Source organism: Paenarthrobacter sp. PPS72 (assembly GCF_048537125.1).
Taxonomy (GTDB): Bacteria; Actinomycetota; Actinomycetes; order Actinomycetales; family Micrococcaceae; genus Arthrobacter; species Arthrobacter nitroguajacolicus_E.
Genome location: NZ_JBLYIE010000009.1, coordinates 1 through 21,121, shown reverse-complemented (window position 1 = coordinate 21,121; position 21,121 = coordinate 1). Strand labels below are relative to the sequence as shown.

Below are 21,121 nucleotides of genomic sequence, written 5' to 3'. Positions count from 1 at the left end.
CCCATGGGAATATCGAACATCAGCAGGCGCGCAGTCCTTCAGGTCGGTGGAGCGGCATCACTGGCAGCCGCCTTCGGTCTCGCAGCCGGCCACCCGGCGTCGGCGTCTACTGTGCCGGGCACCAAACCCAAGGCCACCGAAGTCCTGGATCTGGGCCCCGGCGTCGTACAGTTCTCCCTCATGAGCGGGCTGCTGGTGGGTGAGACGCTTTACATCGGTTCGCGGAACCTGGATCCCGTCCGTGTGGTGGCGTTCCACGTTCCCAGCGGCAAAGTGACCGGCGTGACCGAGCTGGAAAACGGCTACGCCATTCAGACGTTGGCTGCCGACGCCTCTGGCCATTACCTGTACGCGGGCGTGCTGCAGAACGCCACCGGCCCCAAACCAAACCTATTCCGCTGGGACCTGTCCAACCTGAGCGCCAAGGCCACACCGGCGGGCCGGATCGGTGACCGCGACGTTCGCGACATGAGCGTGGCTCCCAACGGCCGCCTCTACGCCGTGGGCGGCGGCAGCGGGACAGCGCCGGCATTGTGGGAATACGACCCCGCCACGGGGGCGGTTTCCAATTTGGGCGTTCCGGACGCCGGGGCCACCCTGGCCCGCGCCGTCGCTGCCACGGACTCCACCATCTTCTTCGGCGCCGGCAGCACGCTGGGCGGCGGAGGCAGTGCCAGCCGGGCGTGCCTGTACGCCTACAACCATGCAGCCAAGACCTTCACCAACGTCACACCGGCGGAGATGGTTGCGGACCCGAGTATCAGGGATCTGGCGATCGTTGGGGACAAGGTCCTAGTGAGCTCTGCCGCTTCCACCTCCACCTCAAAGATTGCCGCCGTGAGCGTTGCCAATCCTTCCTCCTATGCCGTGGCTGCATCTGTTGGGAAGACCGCCAAGAACTTTGCGGCGATCGGGGACAAGGTCTATTTCGCCAACGAGGCCGGGCTCCTGGCGTACTCGCTGACCGGCAACAAAGTCTCATCAGTGCCGTACCAAGGGCCGTTCCTTGGTGAAATCTGGGGCGTTGATGCGTTGAACGGCAAGCTGTTGGTCACCTCCGCGTTCGGATTCGTGGCCGAAATCGATCCCGTCTCCGGGACGTGCAAAACCACGGACCTGGGCGAGGCCGGGGCGCCGTCGGACGCGCAGGAAGCCATGGGGTTGGCAGCCGGAGGCGGCCTGGTTTACGTGGGCGGCAACGGTGTCATCTCGCGGCGGTCGCTGAAGGATGGGCAGGTCACCAACATGACAGTCCCGGGCGAAGCGAAGGACGCTGTGGTGGTGGACCAGGTTTTGTACACGGGCCAGTACAGCTCCCAGGGCATCTGGAGCTACGATTCCCGCAGCGGACAGCCCATCAGCCAGGTGGCAAAGTTCCCCTCCGAACAGAACCGGCCCCTGGACGTCCACTGGGACGAGGTCAACAAGCTCGTCCTGGTGTGCGCGCAGGCCGACACTGAGGGCGGCGGTTCACTCTGGACCTATGACCCCGCCACGGGCAAGTCCGGATTCTTCCTCAACCCCATGGATAAGGTGCAGTTGGTGCGGGCAGTAACAGCGCACGACGGCGTCGCTTACCTTGGCGGTGGACGGCCGGGTACTGAGGGACCCGGCACAGTTGTGGCGATGAACCCTGTGACGGGCAAGGAACTGTGGCGCCTCGATCCGGGTCTGGGCGCAGGTATCTCCGCCCTCGCGGTGCAAGGAAAGTACCTTTACGGGATCGTCCGGACCGGGCGCTTGTTTGTCATTGACCTGTCTCGGCGTGTGATGGTGCACCAAGCAGACATCAGCTCTGTCTGCACGGGTTTCGCGGCCTTGGTCACCAACCGTGGTGCCGTATACGGTGTCTCGGACACGGACGTCTTCCGCTTTGATCCCAAGACGTTCGAGCTTGCCACGGTGGTGGCAGACATCAACGGTGGCTGGTACAGCGGCTCGCACATCACCAATGATGAAAACGGCTACCTGTACACCATGCGCGGCCGCAATGTAGTGCGGATCAACGACCACCCACGGCGGTAGGTGCCCGGCGTTGCGGGGCCCGCTTTGCGCTCTCTGGCGAGTATTTAACGCGCAAAGCAGGCCTCGCAACGCACGTGCATACGGTCACCTATGCTTATTTGAACATCAGGACTTGCGGAGGGGGTGGGCATGCTTAGCAGCGAACGCCACGAGAAGATTCTGCGCGAGCTTGACATGCGGGGAACCCTTACGGTCAATGGGTTCGCGGAGAAGACCGGTCTGTCCACCATGACCATCCGGCGGGACCTGACACAGCTTGCTGCCCAAGGGCTTTTGCGCCGCGTGCATGGCGGGGCTGTCCCAGTGCCGTCCGAACGCTCCGGGGACACCGTCCACAGAAGATCCCGCCAACCGCTGGCCACCCTGGGGCTCATTGTCCCCACCACGGGTTACTACTTTCCGGAGGTAATCCGGGGCGCGGAAGCAGCTGCCAGGGAACTGAACGCGCGGCTGATCCTGGGCGTCAGCAACTACTCCACCGAGGATGAGCACCGGCAGCTCCAACGCATGGTGGCCAACTCCGTGGACGGAATACTGTTGGCAACCGCGGGGTCCCTTGAACCTGGTTCGCCCACTTTCGAATTGCTGTCCGGGCTGAGGATCCCGGTGGTGCTGGTGGAACGGTCAAGCCGGGTGTTCGAATCCGTGATGTCCGATCACAGCTATGGAGCCGAGCTTGCCATTGAGCACCTCGCATCCCTGGGCCACCGCAGGATAGGACTGGCCATCGCCACCAGCCCCACAGCACCCTGGCTCCGTGAAAGCCATGAGCGCATGGTGGCCAAGCTCGGCCTCGAAACAGACGCGCCCATCATGGAATACGTCCGGTCAGTGGTGGGAGCCGGCAACAACCAAAAAGAGTTCGCGAAATTCCTGAAAGACTGCCGGCGCACAGAAACGCACGCGGCCCTGGTTCTACCTGACGAAGAAGCCATCACCCTGATCAACCTCGCCGAGGAAGCGGGCCTGGACGTACCGGAGGATTTGGCGATCGTGGCTTATGACGACGAAGTTGCGGACCTCGCCCCGGTGCCCCTGACCTCCATCGCCCCGCCCAAGCGCGATGTGGGGCATGCCGCCGTCGCCATGTGTATGGAACGGCTGGGAGGGAAGACCGGCTCGACGGTGTCTCCAGCACTGCGGCGCGTAAGCCTGGCCCCGAAGCTGATCATCCGCGAGTCCACGGTGACGGGGGAGGACGAGGAGTAGGGGTTTGCTCTGAGGCAGATGTACGGGGCGGCTGGCTGAGGGAACCTCTTTTATATGCGGGGATTCGCAACGGCCTGGACGGATCCAATTGTCCAACAAGCTGTTGGACAATTGCCGTGGGGTCACATCACAGTGCTCTTAGACAAACTGGACAACCAGTTGGATCGGGATTGGTACGCGGCTGCCGCAGCTGAACACGGCTGGTCTCGCAACGTCCTCCTGAACATGATCATGAACCGGACGCTGGAAAGGACAGGTGCGGCACCATCGAACTTTGTCCAACGGCTTGTTGGACAAGATTCCGAGCTGACCCAGCAGGTCGCCAAGGACCCTTACAATTTCGAATTTCTTGGCTTGTCGGGGGAAGTCGCCGAACGAGACCTGGAGCTGGCCCTTACCAGCCGGATCGCCGAAACTCTGAGGGAACTTGGGCCGGGATTCTCGTTCGTTGGCCGTCAGGTCCACTTCGATGTCGACGGCGACGACTTCTACATCGACATGCTGTTCTTCCATATGGACCAGAACCGGTATGTGGTTATCGAGCTGAAGACGGGAAAGTTCCAGCCCGAGTATGCCGGCAAACTGAACTTCTACGTTGCCCTTGTGGATGACATGCTTCGCCGCGAACATCACAATGAAACGATTGGCATCCTGATCTGCGGTACCAAGAACGACCGCAGCGTCAGGTACAGCCTCGGGCGGTCAACCTCACCCATGGCAGTCGCCGCCTATACATACGACAAGCTCCCGGCCTCCGAACAGCAAGCCCTACCCAACGAAAGCCACCTTGTGGCTGCCCTCGAATGGGCAGATCCTGACGAGGAACAGCCGAGCGCCTCCCAGGAGACGCTTGTAAATTAGTCGCATTGCCTTCACCGCGCGACCCTGCCACCATCACCGCCGCGGGACTAGGATGACGCGCAACGGCCAGCGATCCTTACAACGTGGAAGGGCAACGAATGAACTATCAGACCCCGGACCCGGAAGCCGGTTATGCAGAGGTCAACGGACTACAGATGTACTACGAAGTGCACGGCTCCGGTGGTACGCCCTTGCTGCTCCTGCACGGCGGGCTGTTCGACATTGAGCAGCAGTTCGGCGCGCTCATCCCGGCCTTGTCAGCGGAGCGTCGGGTGATCGCCACGGACTTCCAGGGCCACGGCAGAACCAACGACATCGACCGCCCATTGAACACCGCTGACTTTGCATCGGATGTCGTTGGCCTTCTGGAGCACCTGGACGTCGGCGAGGTTGATGTCTTTGGTTTCAGCGTCGGCGGGGCCGTTGCACTGTATCTGGCGATCAAGCACCCCCAGCTCATCCGGAAGCTCATCGTGTCGTCGGTGTCGTTCAACCCCGACGGCGATCGCGGTGGAAACGCTGAAGCTGTCACCGAAATGACAGTGGAGATGATCGTGGGCACTCCCATGGAGCAGCGGTACATGGCCGTCTCGCCGCACCCGGATTACGAGCACCTGCAAGGACTCCTGACCAAGCTCGGCGGCTACGACACCGGGTCAAAGGGGTGGTCGGATGACGAGATCCGCGGTATCCAGGCCCCTACCTTGATCACGGTGGGGGATTCCGACATGGTCAAACTGGAGCACGCGGTGCGGTTCCTCCAGCTGCGCGGCGGTGACGTTAACGGCGATTTTGAGGGCGTACCCGCCTCGCAGCTCGCTGTATTCCCTGGCACCACACACTTCTTCGGCCTGGCAAGGACCAATCTTGTGCTGGATGTTGTGACCACATTCCTGGACGCCCCGCCGCCAGCCGGCTGGCAGGACCAGTAGAGAACAGAAGCGTTCGACGGCGGGTACGCACCCGCCGTCGGACGCTTCTGTTTTGAGTTAGTTCCGGATCAGGTCCAGAACGGCATCCCGCATGCGGCCCATGAGTTGCTCATCCTTGGCTTCGACGTTGAGCCTGAGCAGTTCCTCCGTATTTGAGGCCCTGAGGTTGAACCACCATTCGCCTGACTCGTCGATCACGCTCAGCCCGTCAAGGTCTTCAATGCGGACACCCTGCGTTTGTTGGTAGGTTCCGCGCACGTCCGAAATGGCTTGGGAAACATCCGCCACGGTTGAGTTGATTTCGCCGCTGGCCGAGTACGGCTCGTATTGCCGCACAAGCGTGGAGAGGCTCTCTGATTGCTCGCCCAGGGCAGCAAGTACGTGCATGGCCGCCAGCATCCCGGTGTCCGCGTTGTAGAAGTCGCGGAAGTAGTAGTGGGCCGAATGCTCCCCGCCAAAGACGGCGTCCTCTTCAGCCATTCGGGCCTTGATGAACGAGTGGCCTACACGCGTACGGACTGGCCGGCCGCCTGCAGCTTCAACGAACTCGGGCACTGACCGGGACGTGATCAAATTGTGGATCACCACTGGATTGCTCTGGCCGACTTCTTGGACCCGTGAAATCTCGCGCACGGCGATCAAGGAGGTAATGGCCGACGGTGTGACTGGTTGCCCGGTTTCGTCCACAACAAAGCAGCGGTCAGCGTCGCCGTCGAATGCCAACCCAAGGTCAGCGCCGTGGGCAACCACTGCTGCTTGCAGGTCCCGAAGATTCTCCGGCTCCAAGGGGTTGGCCGGGTGGTTGGGGAAGGTGCCGTCCAGCTCGAAATACAACGGGACGATAGTCAGGGGCAAAGCCGCCAGGATCTGGCTGCCCAACACTGCGGGAACTGTCAGGCCGGCCATGCCGTTTCCAGCATCGACGACGACCTTCAGTGGCCGCACGCCGGACAGGTCCACAAGCGAACGCAGCTTGAGTGCGTAGTCGCCAAGGACGTCGAGCGATGCAATGGTCCCCGCCGATTCAGCCTTGGGATACCCGTGGTCCAGATACCGCTGGGCAAGGTCCCGGATATCGAAAAGTCCTGAGTCTGAAGAGATGGGGACGGCGCCGGCCTTGGCCATCTTGATTCCGTTGTACTGGGCCGGGTTATGGCTGGCTGTGAAGATGGCACCAGCCGCGTTCATGGCGCCGCAAGCAAAATAGAGCTCGTCGGTGGCTATGAGCCCGAGGTCATGGACGTTGGCACCCCGGGCGGCAGCACCCTGCGAAAACGCGGAAACGAACCCCTTCGACGACGGGCGCATGTCTCCGCCGCAGAACACCGTCTTCCCCGCAAGGCCCAGAACATCCACGAATGCCGCCCCGATGGCTTCTGCAGCGTCATCGGTGAGGGAAACACCTACCAAGCCGCGGACGTCATAGGCCTTGAATGATGAGGAAAGATCCATTGTTCTCCTTGCGGGCACGCCTCAATGGTTGGAAGCGAACGGCTTGTGTTGGAAATGCAACACTATCATGTGGATGAATGCTAATCCTCTCAGCGTCCGCCGAAGTCCGTATCGGTATATGAGCCGACTCTGACAGGGTTTTCGGCGCAGCCACAGTTGTTGTCAATTTCAAGCCGAACGGCCACTGGATCGGAGGCATCAATCGTCACAGCGACTGGTTCACCCTTCGTTGCAGAAACCCGCAGGGTACGTGCTTCAGCTGAATCGATCTTTGATGAAGTGGGGGACATGGCAGTCCTTTCAATGGTGGTGGGATCTAAAGATGCGTTGGAGGGGCGGTCAGCCAACGGCGTCCAGCACACCGCGAACGATGGTGGCTGCTGCTCCGAGATAGGCCAGGATAATCAGGAGAATCTGCGCGGCCCTGGTGGAAACCCGCTTGGAAGCGAGGTCACCCAGGACGAGCCCGACCAAACAGGCAGCGGCGACGGCCAGCCACATCGTCATCGGCAGGACCGGAAACGAAGTTGGCGCGGTTATTGCTTTGGAAATAAGGGAGAAAGCGCCGATGGTGAAAAAGTAAGGCTGCATTGTGGCCGCGAACGACTTGTGCTGCCAGCGGGTGGCCATGGAGTAAATGCTCACGGCCGGACCCCCTACTCCCGCGGCAGTGTTCATCAAGCCGCTGAGGCCCCCGGCGGTGAAAAGATAGCGACGACGCTGGGGCAGGACGGCTGACTTCATCACCAGCAGGACGGTCAGCCCCACGGCAAGGGTCACGCCGATCGAAATCTCCAGGACCGACGGCGGAAGGTACCTGACAAGGAATGCCGCGGGGACAATCCCCAAAAGCGCAGAGGCAGCTAGCGCCATGTATCTCTTCCAGTCAATGTCCCGCCTGACACGGAAGATGATGGCGCCGGCTGTCACGGCTCCACAGACGTTGACCAGCACCACCCCTTCTACGGGGCCAAGGAGAAGCACCAGGAACGGGGCTGCCACCAACGCGAATCCCATGCCGGTAACGCGTTGCATCCCGGCGCCCATGACCACTGCGCCCAGAACGAGCCCGGTAGTCAGCATTTAGGGCTTCCAAGCCACGTACTGGACCTCCTCGAACTCCTCGAGGCCGAGGCTCGATCCTTCCCGGCCCAGGCCGGACTGCTTGGCGCCGCCCATGGGCGCGAAGGCCACGGATGGGAGGGGATCGTTGACCCCAACGATGCCTGCTTCCAGCTGCTCCGGGATGTCCCAGCCACGCTTGGGGCTGCTGCTCCAGAGGTATGCGGCGAGTCCCATCTCGGTGGCATTTGCTTTCTTGATTGCTTCTTCTTCAGTGGAAAACGTCACTATGCCTGCCGCGGGACCGAAGACTTCCTCACTCACCAAGGGTGCGTCGTCGGGAACATCTGTAAGAAGCGTCGGCGCCATGAAGGAGCCTTTTTCAGGAACTTGAGTGCGTTCAGTGAGGCGGCGGGCTCCGCGGCCAAGAGCATCGTCTATGAGGGCCTGAACGGCAGCTACGCGCTCGGCGTCAATCACCGGACCAAGATCAGGCACGTGGGCGTCGCCGTCAGGAACACCATGTCCAATGGTCAGGGCATCAAATTTTGCAGCAAGTTTCCGGCCGAATTCCTCTGCGATGCTGTCTTGGACCAGGAATCGGTTGGCAGCGACGCAGGACTGGCCTGTGTTGCGGAGCCTTCCGAGTACTGCCCCCTCAACGGCGGCGTCAAGATCGGCATCCTCAAAGACGATGAACGGTGCGTTACCGCCAAGTTCCAGCAACGGCCGCACTACACGTTCGGACGCGGAGGCCATGATCTGGCGACCCACTCCAGTGGATCCCGTGAAGCTCACGGCGCGGACTGCGGGGTGCTTGAGCAGGGCGCCGGTGATTTCCCGTGAAGGACCATGCACTAGATTTACGACGCCGGCGGGGAACCCGGCATCGTGCAGGACCTCGAACAGGCCCGTCGCCGCTAGTGGCGCCTTTTCCGAAACGCGACCCACTACCGTGCAGCCTGCGGCGAGCATGGCGGCGAGTTTGCGGGCCTGGATGGAGACCGGAAAGTTCCATGGAGTCAGGCTGAGTGCAACTCCGATTGGCTTGCGGCTGCTCAGGTGCCTGCGGCCCCTTAATTCGGGAGGGCTGACGGTGCCGGTGGCGCGGCGCACTTCCTCGGCGAACCAACGGAAGTATTCCACGGAGAAGTCCACTTCACCCTGTGCTTCTGGCAGCCTTTTGCCGGCTTCCAACGCCAGGGTATGCGCCAGTTCGTCCCGGCGCGCGGACAAGAGCTCTGCGGCGTTATGGAGGAGGTCGGCGCGGGCACGGGCTGTGGTCCGGGACCAACTGCCGAACGCTTCGGCCGCAGCATCAGCGGCCTTGCCCGCGTCATCCGCGGTACCCCACGCCACCTCACCAACGGTGTTTCCGTTTCCGGGGTCCGTCACATCCTTGAATGTTCCTGAAGAGTGCCAGGTTCCGTTAATCAGGTGTTGCGCTGATTTCAGGTTCACTTTATGTTGCCTTTCGTTGGAAGAGAGGTGCAGTGCGGCCGGAAGGGTTCCTTACCCCTTGCTGGCGCCAGCAGTAATGCCCGCGACGAAGTAGCGCTGCAGGAAGACATACGCCACCACAACCGGCAGTGATGCCAGGATGACGCCGGCGAACAAGAGCGGGTAATTGGTTTGGAACTCACCCTGGAAGCTCAGCAGTGCCAAGGGAAGGGTTCGGTTTCCGGGGGACTGGATGAACAAGAGCGGGTACAGCAGCTCGTTCCAGTGGATGACGAACAGGAAGATGGCAGCAGCAGCAATTGAGGGCGCCGAGAGCGGGAGTGCAATGGAAACGTAGGTCCGCCATGGCCCGGTGCCGTCAATGGAACATGCTTCGTAGAGTTCTCTGGGAAGCGTACGCATGAAGCCACCAAGGATGAACACGGCAATGGGCAGCGTGGAGACGATGTTGGCCACGATGAGTCCGGTGAGGTTGTCCAGCAGGCCAATGCGGCCGAACAGAACATACAGCGGCACCATGTTGGCCTGGGCCGGGATGGCCATTCCCAGGACAAGGAAACCGAAAATGGCCCAAGACGCGAAGCCCCTCAGGCGGGCCACGGCATAACCAGCCAAGCTGGCAATGAAGAGAGTTATGGGAACGGAAATCCCGGTAACAATGACGCTGTTCAGGAAGGACGAGCCAAGGTCCTGGCCGCCAATGACTTCCGCGAAGTTATCCGGAGCCAGGGACTGGGGAAGGCTGAACGGACCCTCGAAGAGTTCCTGCGTTGACTTGAAGCTGCCGAACAGGACAACGGTGATGGGGACGATGATGATGACCGCGTAGATGGCAAGGATTCCGCGGTGGCTGATTGATGCGAGCATGCTGTCATTCCCCCTTCGGGGTCAGACGGAGCAACCGGCGCTGCAGCCAGGTGACCAAGGCGATCATCCCCATGAAGATGATTGACTGAGCGGCGGCATATCCGAACTCCGAGTTGGCGAAGGTGCTGTAGATGCGGGTGGAGAGAATGTCCAGTGACCCCTTTGGCGGGTTGCCCGCAATACCCAGGATCAGGTCAAAGGCCTTGAAAGACTGGACCGTGGTGTAAGCCACCACAATTGACGTGGCAGGGGCAACGAACGGCCAGGTGATGGACTTGAACTGCTGCCATTTGTTGGCACCGTCCATCTCGGCAGCTTCATACAGTTCGCGCGGAATGGATTGCAGCCCGGCGATGTAAACCACCATCATTTGGCCTGCGTGGAACCATACTTGCGTTACTGCAACCCAGTACAGTGCTTGGGAATTGTTGCCGAGGTATGAGCCTTGAAGGCCCTCCAAACCGACGGCGCCCAGTGCGGAGTTTGCCAGTCCGAAATTGGGATCGTAGATGAACTTCCAGATGAAAGCCACGGATACCGAGGACAGAATGGTGGGGAAGAAGAACAAGGCACGGAGCACCACGTTTCCCCGGGAGTTCTTTGTCAGTAGAAGCGCAAGCAGCAGCGAAAATACGGTTTGTGCAATAACTACCAACAAGACGAACTTCAAGTTGTTGGTCAGGGCATTGGTGAACAACGAATCCTTGGTGAATGCCCGGACAAAATTGTCCACGCCAACGTAGTTGAAAGCTGCGGAGAATCCATTCCAGTCCGTCACGGCGTACTGGAAAGCCTGCAGCGTGGGCATCACCAGGAAAAAGGCGATGATGGCAACGGCCGGCAGCGGGAACAGGTACAACGCAGGGTTCACGCGGGTAGGGGAACGCCTCTTTTTCGCGGAGGCCGGAGTCGTGCTGTTCTGCGCCTTTCGCTTGGCTGCCGTTCCGGTATGGGTACTCATAGCCGTTCGTCAACAATCTTCTGGGCTGCTTCAGCTGCTTGTTCGGGGCTGGAGCCAGAGATAACCGCCGTCGCGCTGGCTTCGACGGCGTTGCGTACGTCCAGGTTTTGGAACTGGAAGCGGGCGGCCAGTGCCGTTTTCTTGTCCAGCCAAGGACTCAAACGCTTGAGGTCCGCATTGGTGTACTCAACGTCCTTGACGGACACATGCTGTGCCGTCTCATTGGCGTAGTATCCGGCGTTCTCCGGTTCGGACAGGAAATCGATCCATGCTGCCGAGGCTGCCTGGTTCTTGCTGGCGGAATTGACGCCCAGGATGAACGTGGCATTGTAGACGCCCTCAAACTTGGCGTTGCCGTCCGTGGAGGTGTTGGGAAATACCAGTTCGATGGGGAAGGCCGCACCCAGGTTGCGGACGGCCGCGATGTGGTAGGACCCTGTGGCCAGCATTGCGGCTTTGCCTTGTGAGAACAGGTTCTGTGCAGGCTCCACCGCAGTGCCGGTGGCATTGGGCTGAAGGTAGGGGACCAAGTCCTTGTACTGGTTCAACATCTTGATGAACCAGTCATCGGTGCACTTGAGCTTCCCCTGCTCGATCTGCGAGCACATGTCATCTACGGGAGCATTGTTGGCAATCATGCAGTTAAAGAGCTGACCGCCATTTCCCACGTCGCCGCCGGGCCAAGAGATGGGGACGACGCCGGACGAGGCAAGTTTCTCGCACATGCCCAGGAAAGCGTCCCAGTCCTTTGGAGCCAGTTCCGCACCGGCTTTGTCAAAGAGGTCCGTATTGGCCATGGGCATGGGGAAGACCACCTGATACGGCAGTCCCAGTTGACTGTCGCCCGACTGCCCTGCTGTCAGCAGACCCTTCTGGTAATGCCCGACTGCTTTGCTGTTCTTCAGCTCCGTGTAAATCCCGGCTTCACTGAAATTGTTGAACTGAGCCCCACGGAAGGTGGCAAATGCGTCACCGATGGCGGCGCCTCGGACCTTTTGCAAGCCCTGGGCGTTGTAGTCGTTGGACGTGGAGATGTCCTGAACCACGTCCACCCCGTTGTTAATTGCAGCGAAGCGTTTGATGAGTTCGTCGAACACTGCCTTGTCTTCGCCGCGCCAGTGGGCAAAGGAAACCCTCCCGGTGACAGCGCCGGTGGCAGGAGCGGCCGGACCCGTGGCGCCGCCCGGAGCGGTGGAACCACCCGGTCCTGCGCATGCTGCGGCGGTTGCGCCAAAACCCAGAGCTCCGAGAACAGCCATGGCCTGCCTGCGTGAAATCTGACTCACAATAATCTCCTCGTTGAGTGTTGCTGTGCCTAGTTATTGGGGTAATCGGGGAGGGGCACCCATGATGCCCCGAGGGATCAGGCGGTGGTTCGCTGTGCAGCGACCACTTCGTCCACCACTTCGCAGAGCCGCTGCAGACGGCGGACGGCGTCTGTGGACAGGGATTCAGTGACATCATCGGAGCCGATGCAGGACGCCCAAACTGCGCGTCCGGACAGGAACCCGCTGGCGCCCTCCAAACAAGCCCACCGGACGGCGTCCGGGAAGATCTCCTCCGGCACGCCTGAAGAAAGCACTACCCATGGACCGTTGATGGCCTTGGTGAGTTCGGCGCAAGCAGAGCGGACCTCTGTTTCGGAGGCCTGGCCCTTGAAGGGGACCTCTGCCTTGTAGAGGTCAGCTCCAAGATCGCCCAGTTCCTTGGCAGCGGCCAGAATTCCGGCGTTCCAGTCGAAGTCCCCTCCTGCCAGCGGCTTGCGGGAAACAGGCTCGATGATGCTGATGAGTCCGGCGGATTTGCAGCTTTCCACGAATTCGCGGACCATCGCTACGCGCCCTTCGGCTGCCTCGTCCGGACGGTACAGAACCAGCAGCTTGAGGGCCGTGACGCCCAAGGCTGCGTACTTCTTGGGATCAACTAGTTTGTCTATGGTCACTTCGCCCACGAGCTCGCCGTGGGCAGACTCGAAATGGTCGGCTGAAGCGATGAGTCCGCAGCCGTCAGCCACTACCTTGGCCTCGATCGCCGCATCCAGAGCGAACTGGCGATCAATGAGGACCCCGGATGCATAAGGAGTAAGGATGCGGGTAGCTGCGAGTTTGAAGTCTCGGAGGTCCTCGTCCGTGACGGGTTGGTCTGTGTGTTCGGCGAACATGTTTCTCATGGCTTCGCGTTGGTCAACGGCGAGCATGGCGAACGCACCGGAGGGGCGCTGGAGGGAGGAAAGATCGGTGGTGCTCATTGGCTGCTTCTTTCAGCTAGAGAGTGGGATTAGCGGTAAGTACAGAGGAAATGGTTTTGCGGGGGATCATGGAACGCCCATCCAAACCTGCGCAGGACGCCGAGGCTGTGCGGCCGGCGAACGATGCAGCTTCTGCAAGGGGAAGTCCTGCTGCCACGGCTGCAAGGATGGCGCCGTGGTAGACGTCACCGGCGCCGAGCGTGGAGACGATGTGGGCAGGCGTTGCGGGGATGTGGAAGGGGATGCCGCCCTTTTCAAGTCCCCAGGCGCCTTCTGAGCCTGCGGTGGCAACCACGGCGGAAGCGCCGTCGTCTATCGCTTTTTGCACGAGGTCTTCAGGAGTAAGTTCATTGCCATACTCGGCCTGCAGGCGTTCGATGGTGGGCACGTACAGCTCAACGCCTTGTGGGCTGAAAGAAGGGATCGGATTTCCGGCGTCCACGCTGATCCTTAGCCCGGTTGAATTTGCTATGGCGTTCCAACCCAAGTGATCTACGTGGACCCAGGCGGCAGTGCGCAGGAGTTCATGGAAGCGGGCGCCTGCAGGAAAGTGGACCGGCGGTACAGGCCGGGTAAGAATCGCCCGGCTCTCGGTAGCCTTGCTGACAACAATGACGCTCGCACCTGTGTTGACTTGGGGGTCACGGATGACAGCAGAGGTGTCCACGCCTTCGGATTCGAGTCCCGTGATGATCCGGTCGCCCTCCTCGTCCACGCCGAGGACGCCGGCAAAGGCGACTTTGGCGCCGGCTCGTGCTGCCGCGACAGCCGCCGTGGCTGCAGGTCCGCCGCCCGCCGTAGCAAAGTCCTCTGCTACGGTCCGGCTATCGGCGGCAGGGTAATCCTGGACCAGGGCGATGGAGTCCAAAGTGGCACACCCGACGAAGAGCAGGGTTCCGGATGACGGTTGGAGCACGTTCCACCTCGTTGTAGTTGGGCTGGTAGTGAAAAAATATACACACGCTATGTGTGAAAAACAACACATTCGGTATAGTGATGTTCGGGATGCAACGTCGATCCCCTTCACTCAACGCTGAGAAACGGAGCAGTTCATGTCATTGCCTTCTGGAGAAACGGTTCAAACCATTCGCTATGGCCTCATCGGTGCCGGCCACATGGCCCGCGAACATGTCCGGAACCTCGCGCTCATTCCGGGAAGCCGGATCACTGCGGTCTCTGACCCCGCTCCTTCCTCTCTTGAAGAGACCTCACGTGAAATCGGATACGAAGTCCAGACCTACTCCTCGCATCAGGATCTGCTGAATTCGGGGCTTGTTGACGCCTTGGTGATCGCCAGCCCCAACGACACACATTTGGGCATCCTTAAGGACATCTTTGCCAGCGGCACCAACTTGCCCGTCCTGGTGGAAAAGCCGGTGTGTACCAGCGCAGAGCAGGCCGATGAGCTTGAGCGCCTGGCCGCCGGCTACCCGGCGCCCGTATGGGTGGCGATGGAGTACCGCTATATGCCGCCGGTTCAGGAAGTCATCCAAGCCGCACATAGCGGCAAGCTGGGCAATATCCGCATGCTTTCCATTGTTGAGCACCGCTTTCCGTTCCTTCACAAGGTGGATGCTTGGAACCGGTTTGCTGAGCGCACAGGCGGGACCTTGGTGGAAAAGTGCTGCCACTTCTTTGATTTGATGCGCCTTATTCTGCAGGACGAACCCACGCGCGTCTTCGCCAGTGGGGGTCACGATGTCAACCACTTGGATGAGGTCTATGACGGCCGGGTATCGGACATGGTGGACAACGCCTACGTGATCGTTGACTTCGCGGGTGGCCGACGCGCCATGCTGGAGCTGTCCATGTTCGCCGAAGGGTCCAAGTTCCAGGAACGAATCTCCATTGTGGGAGACGCGGCAAAGATTGAAACGCTGATCCCCGTGGCAGCTAATCACTGGATTGAGGGAGACGAGACCGAGGCGACGGTGGAGTTCAGCTCTCGTTCGCCGCTTGGTCCAGAGAAGCACGAGGTTCCCGTGGATGAGGCCGTCTTGGCTGCCGGGGCGCATCACGGTTCCACCTACTACGAGCACCTGGGCTACCGGAAGGCCATTCTGGGCGAGGGGCCCGTGGACGTAACTGTCGCCGATGGCCTCCAGTCAGTGCGCATGGGTCTGGCTGCGGAGCGCTCCATCGTGGAAGGCCGGCCCATTGAGTTGGCGGCTACGCAAGTGTTTGCGCAGAAGTAAGTAAGATTGTGTTGGAATTACAACACTTTCCATGCCGATAATGGGCCAGGGGGTGTCAGGAAAGGGGAAGCCATGAGTATCGCACGGGAAGAGGCAGCGCTGACACCGCGTCAGCAGACCATTCTGGATGAGCTCGGCAGGCGGGGGTTCCTTTCCACCGCAGACCTTGCAGGCACTTTTGACGTGTCGGACATGACGGTCCGCCGCGATACGCGTGCATTATCCAAGCTGGGGCTGGTAAAGGTGGTTCATGGCGGGGTCAGCGCCATTGAAGGCCACGGCCAAAATGCTGATTTCGCGGCACGCGTCCGGGAAGACGCCGACGCGAAACAGCGGGTTGCGAAGGCTTGCGTTGACCTGGTTTCCGAGCGGGATGCCATTATTCTGGATGCCGGAACCACTACCTACCAGATTGCCCAGGAGCTTCCAGCCGGTTTCATGGGCACCATCATTACCCATTCCGCTCCTGCCATACAACGGTGCCTGCAGCTGACGTCTGCGCGGACCATTTGCCTTGGCGGTGAACTGCTGTTGGATAGCCAGGCGTTCAACGGGCCAATGACTGTCAACGCCGTTCAAGGCCTTCGAGCAAAGACGGCTTTCATTGGGGTAAGCGGGATCCATGACGAAGGCTTCTACATTGAACGTGATGTGGAAAGGGCAACCAAGTTGGCCCTGATGGGCTCGGCGGAGCAAGTTGTGGTGGTTGCCACCCATCAGAAAATGCTCCGGTATGCGCTCGCTCGGTTGGCGTCCTTTGATGCTGTGGACATTCTTGTCACCGACGCGCCGCCGCCGCGTGAAGTAGCTGCCGCATTATCGGCTTCCAATGTCCGTCTGATCGTCGCTGACTGACACCCTGTCCCGTTTGCAGCGGAGCGGTCTTCCGGACGCTCGCTGATCACTGACAGCACCCGCGGTCTCTGCATGCCATTAAACGTTGGTTGGGGCATCGCTTTACCAAACAAGTGTTTGAAAACAAACTTTATCTGGTGGAATTCACTCACCAAGGATTAGCATAGGAACAGGCCCTACCTCTGGTGGCCGCAAACTTAATGAGGAGATGCACATGACGTGGTTGAACAGCGCCGCTCACGCACGTTGGCTCGAAACAGAAACAGACCGGCTCATCAATTTCGCCTCCGGTTCCAAGGTGCCCACGGGCTTTGGCTGGCTGGACAACTACGGGAAGGTCATGGCCGACAAGCCGACCCATCTCTGGATCACGGCCCGCATGGTCCATAGTTTTGCTGTTGCGGCTTTGATGGGGCGCCCGGGGGCTGCGTCCATGGTGGACCATGGCATTGCCGCACTGAACGGAGTCTTCCGTGACGACGAGTTCGGTGGCTGGTACGCGGAAGTTGACGACAACGGGCCCGTGAATGACACAAAGTCCGGGTACCAGCATTCGTTCGTGCTCCTGGCGGCCGCAAGTGCTGTAGCGGCCAAGCGGCCTGGCGCCCACGAGTTGCTGCGCGAGGCATTGCACGTAGCCGACTCGAAGTTTTGGGACCACGAAGCCAACATGTGCTTCGACTCGTGGAACCGGGAATTCACGGAAACTGAGGCATACCGCGGCGGCAATGCCAGCATGCATTCCGTTGAGGCCTACCTCATCGTTGCCGACGTGACCGGCGAAAACCGTTGGATTGAGCGGGCCCTCCACATTGCAGAAGTGCTGATCCACAAATTTGCACGCAACAACAATTACCGGGTCTTTGAGCACTTCGACCCTGACTGGAACCCGATCCCGGAGTACAACACCGATGACCGTGCCAGCCAGTTCCGCGCCTACGGGGGAACGCCCGGCCACTGGGTGGAGTGGGCCCGGCTCCTTTTGCACCTCCGCGCTGGCTTGGAGGCTCGGAGCATGGACGTTCCTGACTGGCTGTTGGAAGACGCGAAGGGCCTTTTCGACGCCGCTATCCGCGACGCATGGGAGCCCGATGGCCACCGTGGATTCGTGTACTCCGTGGATTGGGATGGCAAGCCTGTTGTGACCTCGCGCATTCGCTGGGTGCCGGTGGAAGCAATCGGTGGCGCGGCCGCTCTGTACATGGCCACGGGAGACGAACAATATGCGCAGTGGTACGAGCGCATTTGGGACCACGCCCGGGATTGGTTCATTGATTACGAGCACGGTTCTTGGAAGCAGGAGCTTGATGAACACGGCAACCTCGCGTCCACTGTCTGGTCCGGCAAGGCTGATATTTATCACCTGTGGCACTGCCTTGTAGTTCCGCGGCTTCCGTTGGCGCCCGGCCTCGCTCCGGCATTGGCGGCAGGGTTGCTGGATTCCCGACTCCTTACCTCGCAAGGAAACTGAGGAATCCCATAGACTGCTGCGTCAACTCCTGGCACTTGACATCAATGATGGGGAAGGCGGACCGGGGGAGCATTTGACTAACCCCTGCTAAGGGACGACCTGCGCGGCTACAAAGAGAAGCGTTCGACGGCGGTCCGCACCCGCCGTCGAACGCTTCTGCTTTGCCTGGTCCAGAGACCCGCGGGCACCGCGAGAGGGGTGCGCTGTGCGTGACCCCGCACCACGATGAGAGCGACGACGGCAATGAGCATGTAGATCATGTTGGCCGGGCCGGCCAACTGCAAGAGCGGGCTCTGCGGACCCGTGGCAGCTTGGAAAACTACTTCATTGAGTTCCTGCCATCCTCGGCTTGAGCGCGGACGATCATGACTTCTGCCATGGGTTTCCTTTGCTTGGGTTAGAGGGGGCTTATCGCCGCATGGTCTGCATCGCCTGCTGATCGTCAATCCGCACGAGGTTCGGTCCCCGCAGTGTGTAGAGGAGGCCGTCCTCGTCTGCGGTGATGTGGGGTCCGCTGTACCAGCCGCCGTTGATGTTTGCCACAACAACGGACACCGCGAAGGTGATGGGGTCAATGCGGAAGACGGTGGTGTCGGAGGCGCCGTACACGATCCCGCGGCTCACTTGCAGGGCGCCGAAGTCGGTGCACACGTTGCTGAGGTCGCCGCGGTGAACCACCTGGCGGTTGTCCAGATCGATGACGAACAGGCCGGCAGCTTTGCGGGACATGCCGTAGAGGAACTTGCCGTGGATGGCCATCGCGGCGATGCCTTGCGGCTGTCCCGGATCCAGGCGCCACAACTCCTGGTTGGCTACGGGATCCCAGGCAACAACCGTGCTTCGCGGTCCGGTGGCATAGATGTTGTCACCGCCGAGGTAGGCGACACCGTCCTTAGTGGCCACAGCCCGGACCATCTGCAAATTATCGATGGGATTGACCTTGGAGATCACCTGCATGGTCACCGGGTTGTACGCGGCGAAGCAGCCACCGCCGCCTGTATCGTTCTGGGCACCGGCAATGACGAGCCCGTTGACGGCTTCCCAGCAGACATCCAAGGGACGGTTCTGTCCGGCCGGGAGCGCAGCCACTTGATAGGGGAGCTGCCCGGCGTTGGGGTCGTAGGCGTAGATTCCCCGTGAGTTGTACTGGCCCGTGTAGAGAATTCCGCCCACGATTACGGCATCCTTGGCCTCTCCGGTAGCCCGGAGGTAGGAAACCTGATTCGTGGCCAACTGGTGACGCGCTATGGTCCCGGTGCCGCCCACATAAACATCCCCCGCCCCTGCTGCCAGGCCCATGCACGACTGTGGTCCGCCCGGCGCTCCAGCTTCTGTCAGATCATGCTTGACAGCGGTCTTCGCCACGGGGTCAACCTCAATGACGTCGTAGGAAGACACAGTGATTGCCTTGCCTCCGTAGACGTCCAACCCCCACATGGCACCAACATCTTCCGTGAGGATCTGGGTGATCCTCTTGGTGACCATGTTGTAGGACCAGACGCCCGGCTCCTTGACGAAGAACACCTCGTTGCCCAACTGCCGGAACATCACGCCGGTCTTGGCGATGATCGCGTACTTGCTGTGATCTGCCAAGGTGATCAGCGCGGACTTCCCGGGGCCTTTGACGCCCACTCCGAGCTGGCCGTTCAGGACGCTGAGCGATGTCACCGAGACGCCGGTGGCTACCTCGGCGGGAAGGATGCTGGTGGACGTTTTGGTTGTGCGATCGAAAGCAAACAAGCGTGCCGGACTGGAGCCGTTGCCGCCGCCCAAGGTGCTGCCGGTGCCGAAGTACACGTGGCTGGCAGTGGCTGCCACGGCCTGGGCGATGGTTGCTCCGGGATCCGGCACGCCCCAGCTGGTCATGGCGTTAGTGGCGGGATCGTATTCCCACAGCGAAGGGGCGTTGGTGGTTTGGCCCCCACCGGCTGCGTAGATCTTGCCATCGGGAGCAACTGCCAACGCCCTGATATCGCGGTCCCCGGTTTCGCCCACTCCCACTGCCGGGGCGTTGGGTGTGCTCAGATCCCAGCGGTAAAGGTTCGGTTTCCCGTCCACGCCATCGCGCAGCACTCCCGCATAGAGGTAGCGGCCGGTGGCGTCAGCGGCCAGCGCCTGGATGCTGTAACCGGAACCGAGATCGGTGCGGGAGGAAACTTTGCCGGTAGGCAGATGGAACCCTATGACCCGCACAGGATTCAGATTGCGCGAACCTATGTACACGGTGTCGCCCACCAGCAAGGAACTCATCAGGGAAAACTGGACGACGGCGGGTCCCAGGTCGGTAATCACCGGCGCCGAAGTGTTGAGCGGGCGGGCGGCGTGGGCTGGCCCGGAGGTCATTGCTGACAGCGCTACGGCGAGCCCGCCAACGCCCCCGGTTTGCAGCAATTGACGGCGATTGATGGCAAAGGTGGACATGGAAGATCTCCTCATTGAGTGTCCCGTGGGGGTGGCTTTGGTGCTTTTTGAGGACGTTCCGGATCCGTCCCGTGCACTTCCTCAGGGTTTCAGCCAAGAACTGCGAAATCCATGATTCGAACATTTTCAGACATTCCAAGCCGGCATTGGTTTCGCCAGCCAGGCGCAGGTCATATCATCGCGGCAGCTCAGGGCGGTGGTGCTCCCGCCGGAATTGGCTCGGAGAGAAGCCGGTCTTCTTGGTGAACAATCGGCTGAAGTATGCGGGGTCGTCGTAGCCGCTGAGTTTAGCGATGCGCTGGACAGGCAGGTTAGTGTCCGACAACAGTGATTGGGCGCGTGACATCCGATGCTGGATCACCAGCTCTTTTGGCCCTCTCCGGTAGCGGCCTGAACGGCATCCCGGAGTTCGGGGATGGAGACCTCTAGAGAAGCCGCCAGCTGAGACATGGTGAGAGGCAAGTGGGCCGTTTCGCGAAGCTCCGAGAGAAGATGTTCGGCTCCTCCCTCTGATTCATCGAAGCCCTTCGGTCGGTGCTTGCCTGCGGCCACCAGCACCCGTTGGCAGAGCACGGCGGCCTCCAAATCCCCTTGCGGGCCGCCGCTTCCAAGGGCCGCACGCAGAGCTGGGAAAAGTCCAAGTGCTTCCTCCAAATCAACCTCCTGGTCATCATCGAGCTGAACCAGAGGACGGTTGCGGCTGAAGCATCCAAGTTCGTCCATGGCCCTGGCCATGGGGCCTATGAACAGCAGCCAGTGTTCCTTCCACCCCGCAGGCCCAGGCCCGTATCCATGGCTCACCCCCGGAAAAAGCCACATGATCGCGGGAGCGCGGACCTCGAAACTCTTACCGTCAAGAGAAAAATAGCCCGAACCTTCGGTTACCAGCACGATGCCGTGACTGCTCAGGGTCCGGTTGGTGAAAGAAGCTAACAGGCCGCTTTGTTCCCCGGTTCATGCCGCTTTGGACAACACGGATCGCCACGGCATCATGCGCTTGTCCACCGACATCCGCTACCAGCGCGTCAGCGAACCTATCGATTGGCGCTGGCAGGAGCACTGGAATTACGACGACGGCCTCTAGATGAGTAAGTCCTATTG

Annotated in this window: 19 protein-coding genes and 1 pseudogene; 9 read left to right on the top strand and 11 right to left on the bottom strand. The window is 60.7% G+C overall.

Annotated elements, in window-relative coordinates; translation table 11 throughout:
- The first annotated feature begins 3 nt into the window (after positions 1-3).
- The 4 genes and pseudogenes from ACLRGI_RS05515 (at position 4) to ACLRGI_RS05500 (ending at position 5,027) form a co-directional block, all read left to right on the top strand.
- On the top strand, positions 4-2,025 hold the full coding sequence (locus ACLRGI_RS05515) for an NHL repeat-containing protein (RefSeq protein ID WP_419200652.1): 2,022 nt from the start codon (positions 4-6) through the stop codon (positions 2,023-2,025).
- Positions 2,026-2,154: 129 nt separating this feature from the next.
- On the top strand, positions 2,155-3,234 hold the full coding sequence (locus tag ACLRGI_RS05510) for a substrate-binding domain-containing protein (RefSeq protein ID WP_419200651.1): 1,080 nt from the start codon (positions 2,155-2,157) through the stop codon (positions 3,232-3,234).
- 42 nt (positions 3,235-3,276) lie between these two features.
- Positions 3,277-4,095: pseudogene (locus tag ACLRGI_RS05505) on the top strand (PDDEXK nuclease domain-containing protein); the annotation flags it as partial.
- A gap of 98 nt (positions 4,096-4,193) precedes the next feature.
- Positions 4,194-5,027: an alpha/beta fold hydrolase gene (locus ACLRGI_RS05500; RefSeq protein ID WP_419200650.1), complete on the top strand. Its 834-nt coding sequence runs from the start codon at positions 4,194-4,196 to the stop codon at positions 5,025-5,027.
- A gap of 57 nt (positions 5,028-5,084) precedes the next feature.
- Here ACLRGI_RS05500 and ACLRGI_RS05495 read toward each other — a convergent pair whose 3' ends face one another.
- The 8 genes from ACLRGI_RS05495 to ACLRGI_RS05460 form a co-directional block, all read right to left on the bottom strand.
- A complete protein-coding gene (locus tag ACLRGI_RS05495; protein ID WP_419200649.1) occupies positions 5,085-6,479 on the bottom strand; it encodes a phosphomannomutase/phosphoglucomutase in 1,395 nt (464 codons plus the stop codon).
- 339 nt (positions 6,480-6,818) lie between these two features.
- Positions 6,819-7,562, bottom strand: a complete 744-nt coding sequence (locus ACLRGI_RS05490; protein ID WP_419200648.1) for a TSUP family transporter — start codon at positions 7,560-7,562, stop codon at positions 6,819-6,821.
- The gene (locus ACLRGI_RS05485) at positions 7,563-9,002 is read right to left on the bottom strand and encodes an NAD-dependent succinate-semialdehyde dehydrogenase (RefSeq protein ID WP_419200647.1); all 1,440 of its coding nucleotides are present in this window, start codon (positions 9,000-9,002) and stop codon (positions 7,563-7,565) included.
- A 51-nt stretch (positions 9,003-9,053) separates the two neighbouring features.
- Positions 9,054-9,869, bottom strand: a complete 816-nt coding sequence (locus ACLRGI_RS05480) for a carbohydrate ABC transporter permease (RefSeq protein ID WP_419200646.1) — start codon at positions 9,867-9,869, stop codon at positions 9,054-9,056.
- A gap of 4 nt (positions 9,870-9,873) precedes the next feature.
- Entirely contained in the window at positions 9,874-10,830 is a 957-nt protein-coding gene (locus ACLRGI_RS05475; protein WP_419200645.1) for a carbohydrate ABC transporter permease, read from the bottom strand.
- Positions 10,827-12,116: an ABC transporter substrate-binding protein gene (locus ACLRGI_RS05470; RefSeq protein WP_419200644.1), complete on the bottom strand. Its 1,290-nt coding sequence runs from the start codon at positions 12,114-12,116 to the stop codon at positions 10,827-10,829. Before ACLRGI_RS05470 ends, ACLRGI_RS05475 begins: the two co-directional genes overlap by 4 nt.
- A gap of 77 nt (positions 12,117-12,193) precedes the next feature.
- Positions 12,194-13,078 carry an aldolase gene (locus ACLRGI_RS05465; protein WP_419200643.1) on the bottom strand — a complete coding sequence of 295 codons (885 nt, stop codon included), beginning with the start codon at positions 13,076-13,078 and terminating at the stop codon, positions 12,194-12,196.
- Positions 13,079-13,094: 16 nt separating this feature from the next.
- Positions 13,095-13,994 (bottom strand): carbohydrate kinase family protein, encoded by a 900-nt coding sequence (locus ACLRGI_RS05460; RefSeq protein ID WP_419200642.1) that lies wholly within the window; start codon positions 13,992-13,994, stop codon positions 13,095-13,097.
- 136 nt (positions 13,995-14,130) lie between these two features.
- Here ACLRGI_RS05460 and ACLRGI_RS05455 point away from each other — a divergent pair, with 136 nt between their 5' ends.
- The 4 genes from ACLRGI_RS05455 to ACLRGI_RS05440 all read left to right on the top strand — a co-directional run bounded on the left by ACLRGI_RS05455 (position 14,131) and on the right by ACLRGI_RS05440 (position 17,952).
- Entirely contained in the window at positions 14,131-15,273 is a 1,143-nt protein-coding gene (locus ACLRGI_RS05455; protein WP_419200641.1) for a Gfo/Idh/MocA family protein, read from the top strand.
- Positions 15,274-15,345: 72 nt separating this feature from the next.
- Positions 15,346-16,128, top strand: a complete 783-nt coding sequence (locus tag ACLRGI_RS05450) for a DeoR/GlpR family DNA-binding transcription regulator (protein ID WP_419200640.1) — start codon at positions 15,346-15,348, stop codon at positions 16,126-16,128.
- Between the two features lie 214 nt (positions 16,129-16,342).
- Positions 16,343-17,599, top strand: a complete 1,257-nt coding sequence (locus ACLRGI_RS05445) for an AGE family epimerase/isomerase (RefSeq protein WP_419200639.1) — start codon at positions 16,343-16,345, stop codon at positions 17,597-17,599.
- 209 nt (positions 17,600-17,808) lie between these two features.
- Entirely contained in the window at positions 17,809-17,952 is a 144-nt protein-coding gene (locus ACLRGI_RS05440) for a hypothetical protein (protein WP_419200638.1), read from the top strand.
- Positions 17,953-18,007: 55 nt separating this feature from the next.
- Here the strand turns inward: ACLRGI_RS05440 and ACLRGI_RS05435 are convergent, their stop codons facing one another.
- The 3 genes from ACLRGI_RS05435 to ACLRGI_RS05425 all read right to left on the bottom strand — a co-directional run bounded on the left by ACLRGI_RS05435 (position 18,008) and on the right by ACLRGI_RS05425 (position 20,911).
- Positions 18,008-20,020: a twin-arginine translocation signal domain-containing protein gene (locus ACLRGI_RS05435; protein ID WP_419200637.1), complete on the bottom strand. Its 2,013-nt coding sequence runs from the start codon at positions 20,018-20,020 to the stop codon at positions 18,008-18,010.
- A 175-nt stretch (positions 20,021-20,195) separates the two neighbouring features.
- Positions 20,196-20,366 carry a helix-turn-helix domain-containing protein gene (locus ACLRGI_RS05430; RefSeq protein WP_419200636.1) on the bottom strand — a complete coding sequence of 57 codons (171 nt, stop codon included), beginning with the start codon at positions 20,364-20,366 and terminating at the stop codon, positions 20,196-20,198.
- A gap of 11 nt (positions 20,367-20,377) precedes the next feature.
- Complete coding sequence (locus ACLRGI_RS05425) at positions 20,378-20,911, bottom strand: AraC family ligand binding domain-containing protein (RefSeq protein ID WP_419200635.1); 534 nt, start codon at positions 20,909-20,911, stop codon at positions 20,378-20,380.
- 28 nt (positions 20,912-20,939) lie between these two features.
- On the opposite strand from ACLRGI_RS05425, the gene ACLRGI_RS05420 reads away from it, so the two are divergent.
- Positions 20,940-21,104: a hypothetical protein gene (locus ACLRGI_RS05420; RefSeq protein ID WP_419200634.1), complete on the top strand. Its 165-nt coding sequence runs from the start codon at positions 20,940-20,942 to the stop codon at positions 21,102-21,104.
- Positions 21,105-21,121: the final 17 nt, after the last annotated feature.

Excerpts from the sequence above, each read along its gene's own strand:
- ACLRGI_RS05490 (WP_419200648.1), bottom strand. The coding sequence starts at position 7,562 with ATGCTGACTACCGGGCTCGTTCTGGGCGCAGTGGTCATGGGCGCCGGG.
- ACLRGI_RS05500 (WP_419200650.1), top strand. The coding sequence starts at position 4,194 with ATGAACTATCAGACCCCGGACCCGGAAGCCGGTTATGCAGAGGTCAAC.
- ACLRGI_RS05510 (WP_419200651.1), top strand. The coding sequence starts at position 2,155 with ATGCTTAGCAGCGAACGCCACGAGAAGATTCTGCGCGAGCTTGACATG.
- ACLRGI_RS05450 (WP_419200640.1), top strand. The coding sequence starts at position 15,346 with ATGAGTATCGCACGGGAAGAGGCAGCGCTGACACCGCGTCAGCAGACC.
- ACLRGI_RS05495 (WP_419200649.1), bottom strand. The coding sequence starts at position 6,479 with ATGGATCTTTCCTCATCATTCAAGGCCTATGACGTCCGCGGCTTGGTA.
- ACLRGI_RS05465 (WP_419200643.1), bottom strand. The coding sequence starts at position 13,078 with ATGAGCACCACCGATCTTTCCTCCCTCCAGCGCCCCTCCGGTGCGTTC.
- ACLRGI_RS05480 (WP_419200646.1), bottom strand. The coding sequence starts at position 9,869 with ATGCTCGCATCAATCAGCCACCGCGGAATCCTTGCCATCTACGCGGTC.
- ACLRGI_RS05455 (WP_419200641.1), top strand. The coding sequence starts at position 14,131 with ATGTCATTGCCTTCTGGAGAAACGGTTCAAACCATTCGCTATGGCCTC.
- ACLRGI_RS05475 (WP_419200645.1), bottom strand. The coding sequence starts at position 10,830 with ATGAGTACCCATACCGGAACGGCAGCCAAGCGAAAGGCGCAGAACAGC.
- ACLRGI_RS05435 (WP_419200637.1), bottom strand. The coding sequence starts at position 20,020 with ATGTCCACCTTTGCCATCAATCGCCGTCAATTGCTGCAAACCGGGGGC.
- ACLRGI_RS05430 (WP_419200636.1), bottom strand. The coding sequence starts at position 20,366 with ATGTCACGCGCCCAATCACTGTTGTCGGACACTAACCTGCCTGTCCAG.
- ACLRGI_RS05515 (WP_419200652.1), top strand. The coding sequence starts at position 4 with ATGGGAATATCGAACATCAGCAGGCGCGCAGTCCTTCAGGTCGGTGGA.
- ACLRGI_RS05445 (WP_419200639.1), top strand. The coding sequence starts at position 16,343 with ATGACGTGGTTGAACAGCGCCGCTCACGCACGTTGGCTCGAAACAGAA.